This window comes from Gilliamella sp. HK2, from assembly GCF_001690265.1.
Classification (GTDB): Bacteria; Pseudomonadota; Gammaproteobacteria; order Enterobacterales; family Orbaceae; genus Gilliamella; species Gilliamella apicola_C.
Window position 1 is genome coordinate 1 of the sequence record NZ_LZGV01000043.1, and the last position, 14,602, is coordinate 14,602.

Below are 14,602 nucleotides of genomic sequence, written 5' to 3' on the forward strand. Positions count from 1 at the left end.
TCATCGTAATAGTGACTGAATGATTTTTTTGTAGTTGCTGCGCCCACGTTTTACGTACCTTTGTGGGCACTAAAGCTTTTTTATGATTTCTTCCTGAAGCTGGGATTTTAAGCTCAGTTCGGCAAACATCTGCTTAAGCTTGCGGTTTTCCGCTTCGAGTTCTTTTAGACGTTTGATGTCTGAAGTTTCCATACCGCCATATTTTCCCGCCATTTATAAAAAGTTGAATTACCCATGCCATATTTACGGCACAACTCTTTAACGGGAATACCTGCCTCTGCTTCTTTTAAAATAGCGACGATTTGATGTTCAGTCATTTTTTTCATCATTAAATCCTCTTTTACTTTTATCATAGAGAATTTTCTACTTTTTTGCTGTACTATTTTAGGGGATAGTTACACGTATAATGAATACAGCAATCCAATCGGGTATGGAAGTAGACTGTTTTTTCCATCTCCACTGCCTCTTTTGCCTATGCGTGCCTGTGGTTTGTAGTTGCTTCCGGTCTGTGTAGATATACTGGCTGCTGTGCTGATTCTAGCTGGTTTTCTGAATCATTTTTAAGCTATTCCATGGGAAGCGAGTACGGTTGTAGGGTTGGTCTTCGTTGTGCCTAGCTGATGTTTTCGATACAGAGGCATAAAGTGTCGTAGGTATAATCGTAACGCTAGCTGTGATCGGATTGTTTGATGTGTGTTTCACTTAAGCTTAATTTTATCTATTATAAGCTAGTGGCCGATTTTATTATTTGGTGTCGATATTCTTTGCTTTTATTAACAGTTAATAGCATTGGAATATTATGTAATTCAATATCTTCATTGCTCTACCCTTATCACTGTTGATAAATTTTCAACTTCAATTAATAATTTAGTATCTTTATACAAATATTTTTATTTTTTAATAAGGTATATGTGTTTTATTAATTGGAACAAAATCACTTAATCCTATTCTCCATCGTTGTTCAATATATTCTAATAATTCATCGAAATTAGAAAAAACATATTGTTCAAATGAAGTTATTGATTGATTGAATGCATTATCATTATCAGTTAATGCAGGATCTGCATAATATGTACGGAGCTTATATAAAAAAAACACTTCTTTCTCATCTATTATTGGTCTTATAAGTTGATCTATATAAAGCGAATACAAGGAAAATTCCCATTCGTCGTCATCCCCAGGTTTTGCATATTCAATAGAATAAATCTCAATAAAACGAGTTTTATTTTCTTCTAATCTTTCAAAGAATTGCCCTTTCATTTCATAGGGAAATGGATGGTAAGGATTATTGTATTTTTTCTTATTCATAAAATATTCTAATAATTCGACTGTTATAGATGTGAATTAGCAAATGCGCACTTTCAGAAGCATGATCTCTAATTTTCTCATTTGGATTAAATTCATCCCAATGATAAGCTCCTTTTTCTACTAAATGGACGAGGTAATCAGTCAGATGCATCTTTTTGTGGGCAAAATGTTCTTGATTTAGTGGTATCCATATATCCTTTGTGTTGAGGATGTTTTTCGTTCGCGGAAATTAACGCTCTCAATATTTCTTCTGCATCAGCTTTATTTCGTACTCTTATAAGAGCTTATTTTCCTTTAGTTAGCTGCTTTTTAATGTGCTTAATTGCCTGTAATAAATTGCAATTCCTCCTACGGAACGGTCTAAGCCAACCCATTAGGCGCATACTGATACCGATTAAAGCCACCTAGTAACCCAATCAGGTCTGGCTGGGTAAATCTACTATATCCGAATCATAGCTCCTGAACATATTGTAATATAAACCAGTTTCCCTGTCTAAATATTGTTCCTGATATCTGTGATTTTGCTCTATTGATTCTTGCTCAATTTCCTGAAATCATTTACCCCATAGCTGACAGCTACATTTCCACAATATTTCACCGTTTGCATCGTTAAGCTCTTCCGAGAACGGTTAAGGTCGGTGTGGTAGTAGGCTATTTCTTCATCTTCGCTGCCTCTTTTATCTATGCTTGCTCGTGGTTTGCAGTTGTTTCTGGTCTGTGTAGATATACTAGCTACTGTGCTGGTTCTGGCTGGTTTCCTGATCATTGTTAAGCCATTCCACAGGAAGTGGGTACGGTTGTAGGGTTGATCTCCACTTGTGTCTAGCTGATGTTTTTCGATACGTCGACCTAAGGCGTCGTAGACATAGCCGTAACGCTGGTTGTGGCCTGAATGTTCGATGCGTGCTTTGCTTAGGCGATGTTCGGCATTGTAAGCTGTAGTGCTGGTTACGTCGTTGTTTTGTTTGCTTTTGACGCTGCCATACGGGTGATAGCTATAGCTCTGATCTCTGAATTTAAGTAGATGATTAAAACGCATCAGGTTGTGGTTGCGGCAGTCTTAATTTACGTCCGTAAGTTTACATATTCTTCAAAAAAACATCTGAATGACGGTGCAAGGACGTTTGATATTTTTCTTGAGAAGAGATCATAATTAACTATTTGTCCATAAGTATTTTTCCTACAATCAACACAGCAACATACATCGTCATCTTTAAAATAAATAACTGCCATATCTAATGGTAATGAGTATTCATTTCGACATTGACAAGTATCATAATAGATAGCTCCTCCAGACTCAGCCAAGGCATTATTATCAACTATGCCTGATATTTCTTCACCAACAACCCCTCCGCCACCAACCAATAAAATAAATTCTTTTAATTCATTTGGTAATGACAAATTTAGCTTATTTTCAAGTATATTAATTTGTGATTCATCACAAGCTCCAAGCCAATATACTTCGTCTTGAGCGCCATGATTTAAACGCGTAACAAGATTTTTAATATCACCCATATAGCTATTACCTCACATAAAATCCAATGCCTTAATTTACAATATTCTTTTATTTTTCATCATTAAAAAATAATTAAAATTCTGCTGACATTATATTCTTTAATCTTTATGATTCCAGATAGATAAAGCCGAAAAATACTTTAGCTTTCTTATGTCAATATGAGCAAAGGTAATTTAGATATGACAGGTTTGTTGAAAAATTTTAATTATAAACTAAATTGATAATAAGTATCTGATAATATTATCTTTTGTTACCTTTTTAAGGATTACCGCATATTCATCTTTAAAATACCCTATATCAGATATTTGATCTTCTGCATCTTGAATAAACCGTATCGGATCATAAAAATTGAATGTGTATGTATTTCCATTTACTGTAACTTCAAAATTTAATACAACTCCTTTAGATTCGCATTCAAGTTGAAACAAATTGTCATACCAATCAGGAAATATAATATTCATTAATCTAATACCTGTATTTTTGATAGCGCAACCTGATAATTTTCAAATTATCGCTAATAGTAGTCATATCATATTTTATGAGGAATAAACCCTTTACTAGATACACTAGTAGGATTATCAAAAACAGAAATACCGCGTGTTGTCTTTACTAAACGCTGATTTACCAATTTTATACTCTCCTAGTTTTGCTTTAAAAGAAACAGGTTCCCCTTTTTTGAACCCCTGAAATAACAAACAACTCCACCCAAGAGGATCAACCTAAGCCAATCCATTTGGTGCATAGTGACACAGATTAAAGTCACCAGCTAATCCTATTGGATCCAGTTGGGTAAAGCGTCCTATATCCGGATCATAGTACCTGAAGATACTATAGAGTAATTTAATTTATTTTTAGAACATCAATTTTTCCATTTTTCACCTCTGACATAACTTATTAGTTCATTTTTATTTTTTGGTTCATTAGGAAATTTCAAAATTGAATCATAACTACAATGACCAATAATCGATGATTTTATGTCATCCAAATAGTCAAAAGCGGCCTCGGGAATGTTATCGTAATCTGAATCGGATAAATTATTTTTTATATATAAAAATGCAAATTTATATATCTTTTCTCTATCCCATTTAGATTGTATTAATTTCCTTAAAAATAAATCTATTAATTTCTGTGATGTATTGTTTTCATTCACATCCCATGATTGCATTATTCTTTTCAAATCTGCAAATGCCTCTTTTTCATTAACAATAAGTTTTGTCATTTATAAGCTAATCCCATTTAATTTGATTAAGCAATTTCTGATATTCATCAAATGTCATGTTTTTGCTTGAATATATGAGAACCATGATCATTAATCGCTGCAAGTCTATTAGGCAATTTATCCAAGTTTGTAATAGTATTTACAAATACCTCGTTTGGGTCAACAGGTAAAGGAACTTGACTGCCACTTAAACTTTGTTTGCCTGTTTAACTTGGATTAATCATATCAGTTGCATTATTTACTTCACTAAAATCATAGAACTTAGGATTTCCTGATGCTGTTTGTATCGATAAGCTCTTTCTGATAACCGTTCAGGTTGGTGTGGAAGTATATTACCCTTTGTGGTTGATTACTTCGTTTATCTCTACTTGCCAGTGATTCGTACTTTGGTCGGTATAAATATACAGGCTACTGTACTGATTCGGGCTGGTTTCCTGAATTATTGTTAAGCCGCCCCATAGGAAACGATTACGATTATAGGGGGGAGGTGTTGTAGCTGTAGTACTGAGTAGCGCCGTTGGTTTGTTTGCTTTTTAATGTCGACAGTTATAAATTATTTTTTCTTTTTGCCTCTTTTAAATAAAAGTTTATATATTTTTTTTGCCTTTCCTGGAATGCTCGCGCTTTACCATATTTATAAGCCTCATCAAAGTATTTATATGCTTCCTCTAACTGGTCTAATTCATAACAAACCATTCCTAGATTAATTAAAGGCCCCGTATTTATATTAGATCCCCTTATTTGTAATGAAATTACACCCCATTTTTTAGCAGTAATAAAATCTGATAAGTCAAAATAAGCACTATATATACATTTTGAAATCCAGCTAGCTATTTCCCAATCTAGCTTTGGTTCGGGAAGTAATTGCCAAGCATCATTATATTTATTTAAGGCATTGGTAAAATCTTTCTTGTCATGATATTGATTACCAATTTCTACTATAGCAATTATTTCTTTTTCCAATTTATTATCAGATAGTGTTTTCATCTTTATAACCTTACTTGTTAAAAATGCTCCTTGAGAAGGATTATGACCAAAATATTCTAATTTATAATTATCTAAATCTCTCATGAATGATCTTACTTTCTTAGATTTAGACCTATGACACTTACCTTTCTGATTCCAATATTTAACGGCATCTTTTAAATGTGCCATATCAGCATCTTGAACATAATACCATTGGTTATTAGTTGAATTTTTGAATTTCATGTTGTTACCGCTATCACGAATGCGACCCTTAGTGAGCATTCTTTCAATAACTTCCTGTCCTGTTTTGCTTTTCTTGCTTGGTATTCTTCCCATGAATCTAAGATGGTAACTACTTAATCCCCCCAAGCTAATCTGTAGTGCTCGTCATAGCGGTAATTGGTCTGTTTTTATTTGCTGAGTTTTTGATTCAAGCTAAGATTAATTTCTGCTATTACTAGCCATAGAATAAACAGCAAATAAAATCGGAAAGATTTTAAATATCAATCCTGATTTTAATAACTATTTGTAGCTTACTTCACATTGGCCAATAACATCAAAAACATGATCATAAGTACTTAAAATATAATGCTCATCTTTCTCTTTATCGAATATTTTATCGAAGCATGATATCATCATTGGCTGATAACTTGATTCATCAATCATTGTAATATTTAAGCTCTTTATATTTTCAAATTTAAAATAAATTAAAGCCTCTCCTTCTAGTCCTTTACTTGGTTGGCAAAGCGATAATTCCAAAGAAGCTATTACCTTTAATTCTAGGGGAAACATATTTAATATGACGTCTTTTAATATTAAAGCGTCTCTTCCATATATTTCTCCATATATTGTCTCAATAGCCTGATTATGTACTGTTAGCATCTTACTTTTATCTCTATCCCACCAGTTGTTGTTGAAAATATATTGTTTAAGTTAATTGACTTCAAATCAGATTTAGTTGCCCAAACCGCAGGCATACGTTTTATACTGTAACTAACTCATAAAATAGTACAGCAAAAAAGTAGAAAATTCTCTATGATAAAAGTAAAAGGGGGATTTAATGATGAAAAAATGGTTGAACATTAAATCGTAGCTATTTTAACAGAAGCTGAGGCTGTATTGCCTTAAAGAACTGTGCCGTAAATACCGGTAAGTTTTAATTGCTATTGTTTAAAAAGAAAACTCTTTTTTATCGTAAATATTTTCAGACAATAAAATTAAACAGATTATTTTAGTGATAATCCAAAATCAATAAACCCTTCAGAACTTATAACAAGGCACCATTTATTTGAAGAATCAAAAAAATAATGATGTTGAGGAATATTTTCTATAGCAAGAGCAAGGAAACTATCAAATTGATTAAATTTTAAATGTACTGCAAAATTTAAAGAGGAATCATTTATATAGTAAATATCCCCGCTTTCTCTAATTTTAGTAAATATATCATTATCTACAATAAATTTTCTTATTGTGGATAACCAACTGGAATAACTTCCAAAAAGTTGATTGCTTTTGTGTTTAAGAGTTTTTGACCAATCAATTTTGGTTCCTTTCCAGTCAAAAGAGCTGGATAATTTATGTGCAATATTTTCCCAATTATCAACCAGTTCTGGTGGTTCTGATAATAGCGAAAGTTTCATTTTTATTTCATCATCAAGAGTCATGAGTCTCTCCGGTGCTTAGAAGCAAGATTAAATAGGTCTTGAAGTTTAGTTACTATTGGTTTTATAACATCAAATAAAAAATGTTCTCCTTTCTTTTTTCCACTAAATACGCTTATATTAGCACCACTTCTTTCATCATACTCAATCCTAAATCCAGTTTTTCCATCAGCAGAAGTCATTCCAATGGGCTTTTCTTTTGTAGAATCAAATCTTCCCATATTAAATTTTTCAGCTTTAAAAACCTCTTTTTTCCTGTCACTTCAAGGCGTTATTTCTTGCTTGTTGATATCAATCTTTAGTTGATCCACTAATCCCTCATCACGGATCAACCCAATCCATTAGGTGCATACTGATAAAGATTAATATTGTCGGCTAAACCTATCGGGTCTAGTTGGGTAAAGTAGCTATATCCGGATCATAATAGCTGAATGTATTGTAATGTAAGCCTGTTTTTCTGTTTAAATATTGTCCCTGATATCTAAGGTTGTGTTGTATTGGTATGTGTTCGATTTCTTGAATCTGTTTCATCCCCCAGAGCAGATAGTTGCATTCCTAGATGATGTCATTGTTTGCAGCGTACACTCTTGTCATCTCTTAAAATATGAAAAAACATTATTTGGTAACTGGATTTTCTTATTATTCGATGCCACCGATAGTTTATTTCCATCAATATTTGATAAAGGTAAAAAAGCTAAGATCATATTAATTACTCTAAGTCTATAGAGTATATCGGATATTGCATTTCATATATTTTTATTTAAGACAACAAATTAATGAATTAAGCATATTTAACATACTCATTAATATCAGATTCTAGACATAAGCTAAAAGTTTTATTTATATCATCTATATCTTCACATTCTGTATAACAATAAACTTTCGGATCATCTATATTTCTATTAGTAAAGAACAAAGTGGTATATCCTTGGTGCATTAAAAAGGCAAACATATTTTTAGGTGGAATTATTTTATTTTGATGCATTAATTCTATAGTTTCTTCATTAATATCATCAAGATCAGAATAAAGTATCCATGTATCAGCCTTAAAATCACCAGCATAACATCCTAATTTTTCAAGATATAATTTATAAAACTGAGGAAGCTTTCCATATTTTTTTTCCAGTTGCGCTATCTGCTCTACATTACAGCCTAAAACAGAAATCCCTTTTTTTTCTAAAAAAGAAATAAAACTATCAATCATATGAATGTATTTGTTTTTATTCATTTAATCACCTGTAAGCCTATTTGTTTTTACGCTTGGGAACCTAGTTTCAAACTGTTTAATGCCTCCTAGGCATGATTTACATGTTGGAAGTTATGAGAAAAGATCAATGGTTCCTTTAGCATTGGGGTTTATCTTGCTACCAATATGTTCAAGAGCTTTTACTTCTGAATCAAAAGCACGTGGATGGTTAACTGTTGTAAACAATCTATTATTTGAATCTGGTATATTAACAAAACCTGATATAGATCTCTGACCACTAATTGCATCGGCCATGCCATTAAGGGATCTTCCATTAACATCGATATTGTAATTTGATGTGGCTATATTTCTGCCTTTGCCTATTTAACCAGAATTTCTTCCAAGAGCTTTTCTATATGCCTTAGCTAGATTTGCCGGATTGCTAATAGCATTACAACTTAACCCCAAAAAGCAATCCAAATCAACTCATTAGGCGCATACTGATACAGATTAAACCCGCCCAGCAACCCAATCGGATCCGGCTGAGTAAATCTACCTATATCTGGATCATAATACCTGAAAGTATTGTAATGTAAGCTGGTTTCTCTGTCCAAATATTGTCCCTGATATCTGAGGTTTTGTTCTATGGATTCATGTTCGATTTCATGAATCCGTTTTCCCCATAGCTGAAAGCTGCATTCCCTCAGTATTTCGCCGTTTGCATCGGTAAGCTCTTCCGGTGCACCGTTCAGATCGATGTGGAAATACATGACTTTTTCGGGGGCATTACCCCTTTTTATCTATATGTGCCAGTGGTTCGTAGTTGTTCTGGCCGGTGTAGATATACAACCTGTTGTGCTGATTCGGACTGATTTTCTGAATTATTTTTAACACGTCCCACAGGAAGCGGGTACGGTTGTAGGGTTTGCCTGCATTGTCTAGCTGATGTTTTTCGATATGCCTGCCAAGGGCATCGTAGACGTAGCCGTAACGCTGGCTGCGGCCTGATTGTTCAATGTGTGTTTCGCTTAAGCTTAATTTTATCTATTCTTTAATTCTCTAATTTTAGCTAAACCTTTTTCCAGACGGCTGATATTTTCAAATTTATTTTCTGCTACACTTCTATCTAAATAAAGAAACCAACCTTGTACGTCTTTCTTAAATAATTCAAAACCATCTTCTGTAACAGATGATTTCATTAGTACAAAATCAGTTTTCAAATTTCCCTCTAAATCAAATGGTTCAACATTAATTAATAATTGATTCTCTTTAAAAAAATTTAATAAGCTAGTAGCCGATTTTATTATTTGGCTTCAATATTCTTTACTTTTATTAGCATTTAATAGCATTGGAATATTATGTAATTCAATATCTTCATTATTCTGTCCTTATCACTGTTGATAAATCTTCAACTTCAATTAACTCTTTGGTACTTTTATTCTTCACAAAAGTACCACTATTACCACGTACTCGCGCCTTTTTTGCTAATTGCTGTTGCTTAGAAGCAGTTTTGCTGGTCACCTCATAAGGATGCCATTTCCCATCGTACTTTTAAACCACAAAGTCGACTCTACGTCGTTCACCTGTTATAGGATTTTAACTGGTTTGGCACCCGTTCATTTTTTAGAATTTGATGACAGAATCAACCGCTACCTTTAACTGGCAAATACACAAAATAATATAGAATGGGTCTTTCAATTTTCTATCTAAATACTAATCTATTTATTTAATCTATCAATATCTATTCCTATCCATGATAATTCATTTGGATCTATATACCTATTCTGGGGATCAATATATCGAGGTAGCAATAAATCCTTTGCGGCATAATAGTATAAAATAGTTATAATATTTTTTTGTATTTCTTTTAAAGCTTCCTTATTCTCGCAACCAGTAATTCTGTAAATGTCCTCATCACTACAATTTTCTAAGACATAGTTAATACATGACTCATAAATCATTAATCCATCTTCAGAGACATCAATATGAAATTGATTTACAGTTCCTGAAGGATTTATATGTTCTAATAAATACATTTTTTCTCCCTAAAACTTCACATAATCACCAAATATATTTTTGAACCCATCAAATTCACTTTGCGTTAATGTTTGCCACCAGTTAGTATTTCGATTCATTCTATGCTGAACGTTTTTCTTAGATATCTCTCTTATCGAAGTAATAATCTCAGAACCATCTTTTCCTATTATATGAGCTCTGCCCTTTGGTTCTAATATAACCCAACGACCATCAGATTGTCTTAATATATCACTCGGGCGGGCATTTTGAAGATCATTAATAGTTTGGCCTACAGGTCTACCTTCTTTATGACGTTGAAGAGCATGCTTAGATTTCTTTGGTTTACAACTCCACCCCCTCCACGGATCCACCCAAGTCAACCCATTAGGCGCATACTGATACAGATTAAAGCCACCCAACAGTCCTATCGGATCAGGCTAGGTAAAGTGGCCTATATCCAGATCATAATACCTGAAGGTATTGTAATGTAAGCCGGTTTCTCTGTCTAAATATTGTCCCTGATATCTGAGGTTTTGCTCTATGGGCTCGTGTTCGATTTCATGAATCCGTTTCCCCCAGAGCTGAAAGCTGCATTCCCACAGTATTTCGCCGTTTGCACCGGTAAGCTCTTCCGGACAGCCGTTCAGGTCGGTATAGATATACAGGTTGGTGGGGTGATTCGTGCAGGTTTCCTGAATCATTCTTAACCCGTCCCACAGAAAGAGGGTACGGTTGTAGGGTTTACCTGCGCTGTCTAGCTGATGTTTTTCGATACGTTGGCCAAGGGCGTCGTAGACGTAGCCGTAACGCTGGCTGCGGTCTGTTTGTTCGATGCGTACTTCGCTCAGACGGTGTTTGGCGCCGTAGTGGTAGTGCTGGGTTGCGTCGATGGTCTGTTCTGTTTGGGTTCGGTCGTACTGGCCGTAGCTGTATTGGTTTCCTCTGAAATTCAGGAGCTGGTTACAGCGGATCAGATTGTGGTTGCTGTATTCTTCTCTGTATTTGCGATCCAATATGTTTGCGGTGACATCATATTGCAGGGTTTCCCGTATCTTTGATTGCGACAGCCTACAATTTTTCCGGTGCGATCATAATAGTAATCGGTCTGCCCGTGTCTGCTGTGTTTTTTGCTCATCAGTCGGTTGAGGTTGTTACATTAAGAATTATGCTAATCATTAGAGTTTGAGCTAGTACATACAATTATCTTATTGGAACATTATCTTTTAGTTTTTCGAATTTTAGCTAAACCTTTTTCTAGGCGGCTTATATTTTTATACTTATCGGGAACTGTACTTTTAGCGAGATATTTATACCATTCATCTACTGTAGTTTTGAATAATTCTAAGCCTTCTTGAGTAACGTTTGACATTTTAATAACAGTATCAGTTTTTAATTTTCCTGTATCATCAAAAGGTTCAAGACCAATTAATAATTCATTATTTTTTAAAAAGTTTAATAAGGCTGTTGAACTTTGAATAATATCCTCTTGCCATTGCTTACTTTTATTTCTCGTAAGTAATAATGGAACATTATGTAAGGTAAAATCAATTTTGCTCATTACTTTACTCCAATAACAGTTGATACATCATCTAATTGTGTTAATTGATTGGTATTTTTATTTTTCACAAAATCACTCCAGCTTCGCCGATCTTGAATAGGTTACACTAATTCATACAACTTGGAATGGCAACACCTATTCAAAAAACAAAATTGCGGTTTGATGTATTTGGTAACGTTTAACTGTACACTTAGATGTCAATGATAGTGACTTCATTACCCGAACAATGTGACAACGCGAAACGCAGATGGCTAATTGTTCTCAGGCAAAATGAATTCACCTAGAGCTATAAGATTGACAGCTACAATTGTAGGCCGTCAATATTTCTTCTGCATAATATGAGGTAGGTTTATATTTTGTAGCTTTGCACTGATATTAGGCATGATGCCTTGATATTCCTAAGTAGCGACATAATGACACAATAGGATAACGATGTTGATTATTTTTTAGAATTTTGATTTTCGCGCTATTGTTAGTGCAGCCTGCTTTAGGATTTCGTTTTCCATACGCAGCTGTTTAAGCTTTTTGTGTAAGGCCATTAATTCATTTTGTTTTGGAGTGCGATTACCCTTAGAGCTAAATGAGTTACTTTTACTAGATTGATTTATCCAGCGTTCTAAAGCAAATGGTGTGAGATCCTATTTTTTGACCAAATCATTGCGTGATTTCCCCTTGCAGATAACGTTTCATCATTCGCGATTTGAAATCAGCGCTGAAAGTTTGTCTTGGGCGTTTTTGTTGATTCATATACTTTGCCTTTTTTGGAGTTAAATTTATCTTGCCCCTTAAAAAAGTTATTTGAATGAGCATAGCCTATCCAATATCAATTATTTTCAATAACACTTAATTTATCCGATAAGATCCTTATCTTGCATCATGCTGGGCATAGTTATATTATGGATGTAGAGTCATATTATTTAAGGAATAAGTTATGTTAAAGTCAATTGATCCAACTACGACCCATTCTTGGAAATCTCTTCAAGCTAGCTATGAAAAACATCACAGCAAAACAATTGCGCAAATATTAAAAGAGGAAGCTAAACGAGTTGAAAATCTCAGCATTCCTTTTGAAGATGAGTTTTTGGTTGATTTATCCAAAAATAGGATAACGCAAGAAACGTTAGAACTACTCTATAAATTAGCTGATGAATGCGATCTAGCTGGTGCAACTAAAGCTATGTATAGTGGTGAAAAAATTAATCGTACAGAGGATCGTGCTGTATTGCATGTCGCACTTCGTAATGTATCAAACACCCCAATTTATGTTGATGGTAAGAATGTGATGGATGATGTTAATGCAGTATTGGCAAAGATGGAATCATTCAGTAAAAAAATCATTAGTGGCGAATGGAAAGGTTATACTGGAAAAGCGATCACTGATGTTGTAAATATTGGAATTGGTGGTTCAGATCTTGGTCCTCATATGATTACCGAAGCGTTACGCCCCTATAAAAACCACTTAAATATGCATTTTGTTTCTAATGTTGATGGTACCCATATTGTTGAAGCGCTTAAAAATTTGAATCCTGAAACCACATTATTTTTAGTAGCATCTAAAACTTTTACCACTCAAGAAACCATGACTAATGCTCAAACGGCACGAGCATGGTTACTTGATGCAGCTCAAAATGATAAAGCCGTTGCTTTACATTTTGTTGCGCTTTCAACTAATGCTAAGGAAGTTGAAAAATTTGGCATCGATACCGCTAATATGTTTGAATTTTGGGATTGGGTGGGCGGACGCTATTCATCATGGTCGGCTATTGGCTTATCAATTGTATTATCAATTGGATTTGATAATTTTAAACAATTTTTAGCTGGAGGCCATGCTATGGATAAGCATTTCCAAAGTACGCCAATCGAGAAAAATATACCTGCATTATTGGCACTAATTGGTATTTGGTACAATAATTTTTGTGGTGCTGAAACTGAAGCAATTTTACCTTATGATCAATATATGCATCGTTTTGCTGCTTATTTTCAACAAGGGAATATGGAATCAAATGGTAAAAGTGTTGATCGAAATGGTAATAAAACTGCCTATACTACTGGTCCAATTATTTGGGGTGAGCCAGGTACGAACGGTCAGCATGCGTTTTATCAATTAATTCATCAAGGGACTAAACTGATTCCTTGTGACTTTATTGCGCCAGCGATTAGCCATAATCCTATTGGTGATCATCATCCAAAATTATTGTCCAACTTTTTTGCACAAACTGAAGCTTTAGCTTTTGGTAAAACAGCACAGCAGGTTGAGCAAGAATTTATTGCTTCTGGCAAAAATCTTGATGAAGTGAAATCCGTGGTACCATTTAAAGTGTTTGATGGCAATAAACCTACCAATTCAATTTTAGTCAAAAAAATTACGCCTTATTCACTTGGTGCATTAGTTGCGATGTATGAGCATAAGATCTTTACCCAAGGTATTATTTTAAATATCTTTAGTTTTGACCAATGGGGGGTAGAACTTGGTAAGCAATTAGCTGGACGTATCTTACCTGAGCTAGCGGACAATAAACCAGTGAGCTCTCATGATGAGTCGACAAACAACTTAATTAACCAATATAAAAAGTGGCGTTAAGAAGTCTCAAGAAATAAAGTGCTTGAATATAAAGAAAAAACCTTCAGTTTCCACTGAAGGTTTTTTTATCAATAATGATTATTACTTTTTAACTCGCATTATCGGTGTTTGACCCGCTTCAACTGAGCCTGATAACTTAGTTAGTTCGGCAACAGTTTCCATGTTTGAAATAACCACAGGTGTTAATACTGATTTGGCTTTACTTTCAAGTAGAGGTAGATCAATCTCAATAATTGTATCACCAATTTTAACTTGCTGGCCTTCTTCGGCAACACGAGTAAAACCTTCACCTTTTAGTTCTACTGTATCAATACCAAAGTGAACGAAAAGCTCAATGCCTTCGTCTGATTCAATAGCAAAAGCATGATTGGTTTCAAATATTTTGCCAATTTTACCATTTAATGGCGCAACAATCTTGTTACCAGAAGGTTTGATTGCAATACCATCACCAACGATTTTTTCAGCAAAAACCACATCTGGTACATCTTCGATTTTGACAATTTCGCCACTTAAGGGGGCAATAATTTCGATGCCATTTTTATTATCATCGGATACGAATTGTTTAATTTTATCGAATAGACCCATTATTGT

Annotated in this window: 20 protein-coding genes and 3 pseudogenes; 1 reads left to right on the forward strand and 22 read right to left on the reverse strand. The window is 34.1% G+C overall.

The annotated features are described in order from the left end of the window. Positions 1–75: 75 nt before the first annotated feature. The 21 genes and pseudogenes from A9G45_RS14710 to A9G45_RS03630 all read right to left on the reverse strand — a co-directional run. Positions 76–329 (reverse strand): annotated as a pseudogene (locus A9G45_RS14710) (transposase); the annotation flags it as partial. 568 nt (positions 330–897) lie between these two features. Continuing rightward, positions 898–1,308, reverse strand: a complete 411-nt coding sequence (locus A9G45_RS03555; RefSeq protein ID WP_065567334.1) for a hypothetical protein — start codon at positions 1,306–1,308, stop codon at positions 898–900. 416 nt (positions 1,309–1,724) lie between these two features. Beyond that, positions 1,725–1,853 carry an RHS repeat-associated core domain-containing protein gene (locus tag A9G45_RS14905; protein ID WP_218057027.1) on the reverse strand — a complete coding sequence of 43 codons (129 nt, stop codon included), beginning with the start codon at positions 1,851–1,853 and terminating at the stop codon, positions 1,725–1,727. A 520-nt stretch (positions 1,854–2,373) separates the two neighbouring features. Continuing rightward, positions 2,374–2,823, reverse strand: a complete 450-nt coding sequence (locus A9G45_RS03560) for an SMI1/KNR4 family protein (RefSeq protein ID WP_065567335.1) — start codon at positions 2,821–2,823, stop codon at positions 2,374–2,376. A 213-nt stretch (positions 2,824–3,036) separates the two neighbouring features. Beyond that, on the reverse strand, positions 3,037–3,285 hold the full coding sequence (locus A9G45_RS14335) for a hypothetical protein (protein ID WP_065567336.1): 249 nt from the start codon (positions 3,283–3,285) through the stop codon (positions 3,037–3,039). Positions 3,286–3,549: 264 nt separating this feature from the next. After that, a pseudogene (locus A9G45_RS14910) lies at positions 3,550–3,663 on the reverse strand (RHS repeat-associated core domain-containing protein); the annotation flags it as partial. A gap of 20 nt (positions 3,664–3,683) precedes the next feature. After that, on the reverse strand, positions 3,684–4,043 hold the full coding sequence (locus tag A9G45_RS03570; protein WP_065567337.1) for a hypothetical protein: 360 nt from the start codon (positions 4,041–4,043) through the stop codon (positions 3,684–3,686). 546 nt (positions 4,044–4,589) lie between these two features. Then, the gene (locus A9G45_RS14570; protein WP_218057019.1) at positions 4,590–5,345 is read right to left on the reverse strand and encodes a GH-E family nuclease; all 756 of its coding nucleotides are present in this window, start codon (positions 5,343–5,345) and stop codon (positions 4,590–4,592) included. 186 nt (positions 5,346–5,531) lie between these two features. Then, positions 5,532–5,891, reverse strand: a complete 360-nt coding sequence (locus tag A9G45_RS03580) for a hypothetical protein (protein WP_065567338.1) — start codon at positions 5,889–5,891, stop codon at positions 5,532–5,534. 344 nt (positions 5,892–6,235) lie between these two features. Then, positions 6,236–6,673 carry a type IV secretion protein Rhs gene (locus A9G45_RS03585; protein WP_065567339.1) on the reverse strand — a complete coding sequence of 146 codons (438 nt, stop codon included), beginning with the start codon at positions 6,671–6,673 and terminating at the stop codon, positions 6,236–6,238. Continuing rightward, the gene (locus A9G45_RS14575) at positions 6,670–6,891 is read right to left on the reverse strand and encodes a hypothetical protein (protein ID WP_065567340.1); all 222 of its coding nucleotides are present in this window, start codon (positions 6,889–6,891) and stop codon (positions 6,670–6,672) included. Before A9G45_RS14575 ends, A9G45_RS03585 begins: the two co-directional genes overlap by 4 nt. Before the next feature lie 110 nt (positions 6,892–7,001). Beyond that, positions 7,002–7,168 (reverse strand): annotated as a pseudogene (locus A9G45_RS14915) (RHS repeat-associated core domain-containing protein); the annotation flags it as partial. A 283-nt stretch (positions 7,169–7,451) separates the two neighbouring features. Next, a complete protein-coding gene (locus tag A9G45_RS03595) occupies positions 7,452–7,898 on the reverse strand; it encodes an SMI1/KNR4 family protein (protein WP_065567341.1) in 447 nt (148 codons plus the stop codon). 90 nt (positions 7,899–7,988) lie between these two features. After that, positions 7,989–8,171, reverse strand: a complete 183-nt coding sequence (locus A9G45_RS03600; RefSeq protein ID WP_065567342.1) for a hypothetical protein — start codon at positions 8,169–8,171, stop codon at positions 7,989–7,991. A gap of 143 nt (positions 8,172–8,314) precedes the next feature. Continuing rightward, entirely contained in the window at positions 8,315–8,626 is a 312-nt protein-coding gene (locus A9G45_RS14585; RefSeq protein WP_065567343.1) for an RHS repeat domain-containing protein, read from the reverse strand. A 270-nt stretch (positions 8,627–8,896) separates the two neighbouring features. After that, positions 8,897–9,076, reverse strand: coding sequence for a hypothetical protein (locus A9G45_RS14590; protein WP_218057021.1), 180 nt, complete (start codon positions 9,074–9,076; stop codon positions 8,897–8,899). Between the two features lie 157 nt (positions 9,077–9,233). Continuing rightward, positions 9,234–9,377: a hypothetical protein gene (locus A9G45_RS14345; RefSeq protein WP_176701628.1), complete on the reverse strand. Its 144-nt coding sequence runs from the start codon at positions 9,375–9,377 to the stop codon at positions 9,234–9,236. Positions 9,378–9,574: 197 nt separating this feature from the next. Then, positions 9,575–9,892, reverse strand: a complete 318-nt coding sequence (locus A9G45_RS03615) for a hypothetical protein (RefSeq protein WP_065567344.1) — start codon at positions 9,890–9,892, stop codon at positions 9,575–9,577. A gap of 9 nt (positions 9,893–9,901) precedes the next feature. Next, complete coding sequence (locus A9G45_RS03620) at positions 9,902–10,291, reverse strand: hypothetical protein (protein ID WP_081297809.1); 390 nt, start codon at positions 10,289–10,291, stop codon at positions 9,902–9,904. Between the two features lie 18 nt (positions 10,292–10,309). Beyond that, positions 10,310–10,885 (reverse strand): RHS repeat domain-containing protein, encoded by a 576-nt coding sequence (locus A9G45_RS14060; protein WP_141673592.1) that lies wholly within the window; start codon positions 10,883–10,885, stop codon positions 10,310–10,312. Positions 10,886–11,088: 203 nt separating this feature from the next. Beyond that, on the reverse strand, positions 11,089–11,430 hold the full coding sequence (locus tag A9G45_RS03630) for a hypothetical protein (protein ID WP_065567346.1): 342 nt from the start codon (positions 11,428–11,430) through the stop codon (positions 11,089–11,091). Between the two features lie 931 nt (positions 11,431–12,361). Between A9G45_RS03630 and pgi the strand changes: the two genes are divergently transcribed. Beyond that, positions 12,362–14,011, forward strand: a complete 1,650-nt coding sequence (gene pgi, locus A9G45_RS03635) for a glucose-6-phosphate isomerase (protein ID WP_065567347.1) — start codon at positions 12,362–12,364, stop codon at positions 14,009–14,011. 81 nt (positions 14,012–14,092) lie between these two features. On the opposite strand, the gene crr is transcribed toward pgi, so the two are convergent. Next, the gene (crr, locus tag A9G45_RS03640; RefSeq protein ID WP_065567348.1) at positions 14,093–14,596 is read right to left on the reverse strand and encodes a PTS glucose transporter subunit IIA; all 504 of its coding nucleotides are present in this window, start codon (positions 14,594–14,596) and stop codon (positions 14,093–14,095) included. Positions 14,597–14,602 lie beyond the last annotated feature (6 nt).

Bases quoted from the DNA above. Each gene is read 5' to 3' on its own strand.
- A9G45_RS03595 (WP_065567341.1), bottom strand. From the start codon at position 7,898: ATGAATAAAAACAAATACATTCATATGATTGATAGTTTTATTTCTTTT.
- A9G45_RS14575 (WP_065567340.1), bottom strand. From the start codon at position 6,891: ATGGGAAGATTTGATTCTACAAAAGAAAAGCCCATTGGAATGACTTCT.
- A9G45_RS03580 (WP_065567338.1), bottom strand. From the start codon at position 5,891: ATGCTAACAGTACATAATCAGGCTATTGAGACAATATATGGAGAAATA.
- A9G45_RS14585 (WP_065567343.1), bottom strand. From the start codon at position 8,626: ATGTATTTCCACATCGATCTGAACGGTGCACCGGAAGAGCTTACCGAT.
- A9G45_RS03560 (WP_065567335.1), bottom strand. From the start codon at position 2,823: ATGGGTGATATTAAAAATCTTGTTACGCGTTTAAATCATGGCGCTCAA.
- A9G45_RS03615 (WP_065567344.1), bottom strand. From the start codon at position 9,892: ATGTATTTATTAGAACATATAAATCCTTCAGGAACTGTAAATCAATTT.
- A9G45_RS03600 (WP_065567342.1), bottom strand. From the start codon at position 8,171: ATGGCCGATGCAATTAGTGGTCAGAGATCTATATCAGGTTTTGTTAAT.
- A9G45_RS03630 (WP_065567346.1), bottom strand. From the start codon at position 11,430: ATGAGCAAAATTGATTTTACCTTACATAATGTTCCATTATTACTTACG.
- pgi (WP_065567347.1), top strand. From the start codon at position 12,362: ATGTTAAAGTCAATTGATCCAACTACGACCCATTCTTGGAAATCTCTT.
- A9G45_RS14570 (WP_218057019.1), bottom strand. From the start codon at position 5,345: ATGGGAAGAATACCAAGCAAGAAAAGCAAAACAGGACAGGAAGTTATT.
- A9G45_RS14335 (WP_065567336.1), bottom strand. From the start codon at position 3,285: ATGAATATTATATTTCCTGATTGGTATGACAATTTGTTTCAACTTGAA.
- A9G45_RS03555 (WP_065567334.1), bottom strand. From the start codon at position 1,308: ATGAATAAGAAAAAATACAATAATCCTTACCATCCATTTCCCTATGAA.
- A9G45_RS03585 (WP_065567339.1), bottom strand. From the start codon at position 6,673: ATGACTCTTGATGATGAAATAAAAATGAAACTTTCGCTATTATCAGAA.
- A9G45_RS03570 (WP_065567337.1), bottom strand. From the start codon at position 4,043: ATGACAAAACTTATTGTTAATGAAAAAGAGGCATTTGCAGATTTGAAA.
- crr (WP_065567348.1), bottom strand. From the start codon at position 14,596: ATGGGTCTATTCGATAAAATTAAACAATTCGTATCCGATGATAATAAA.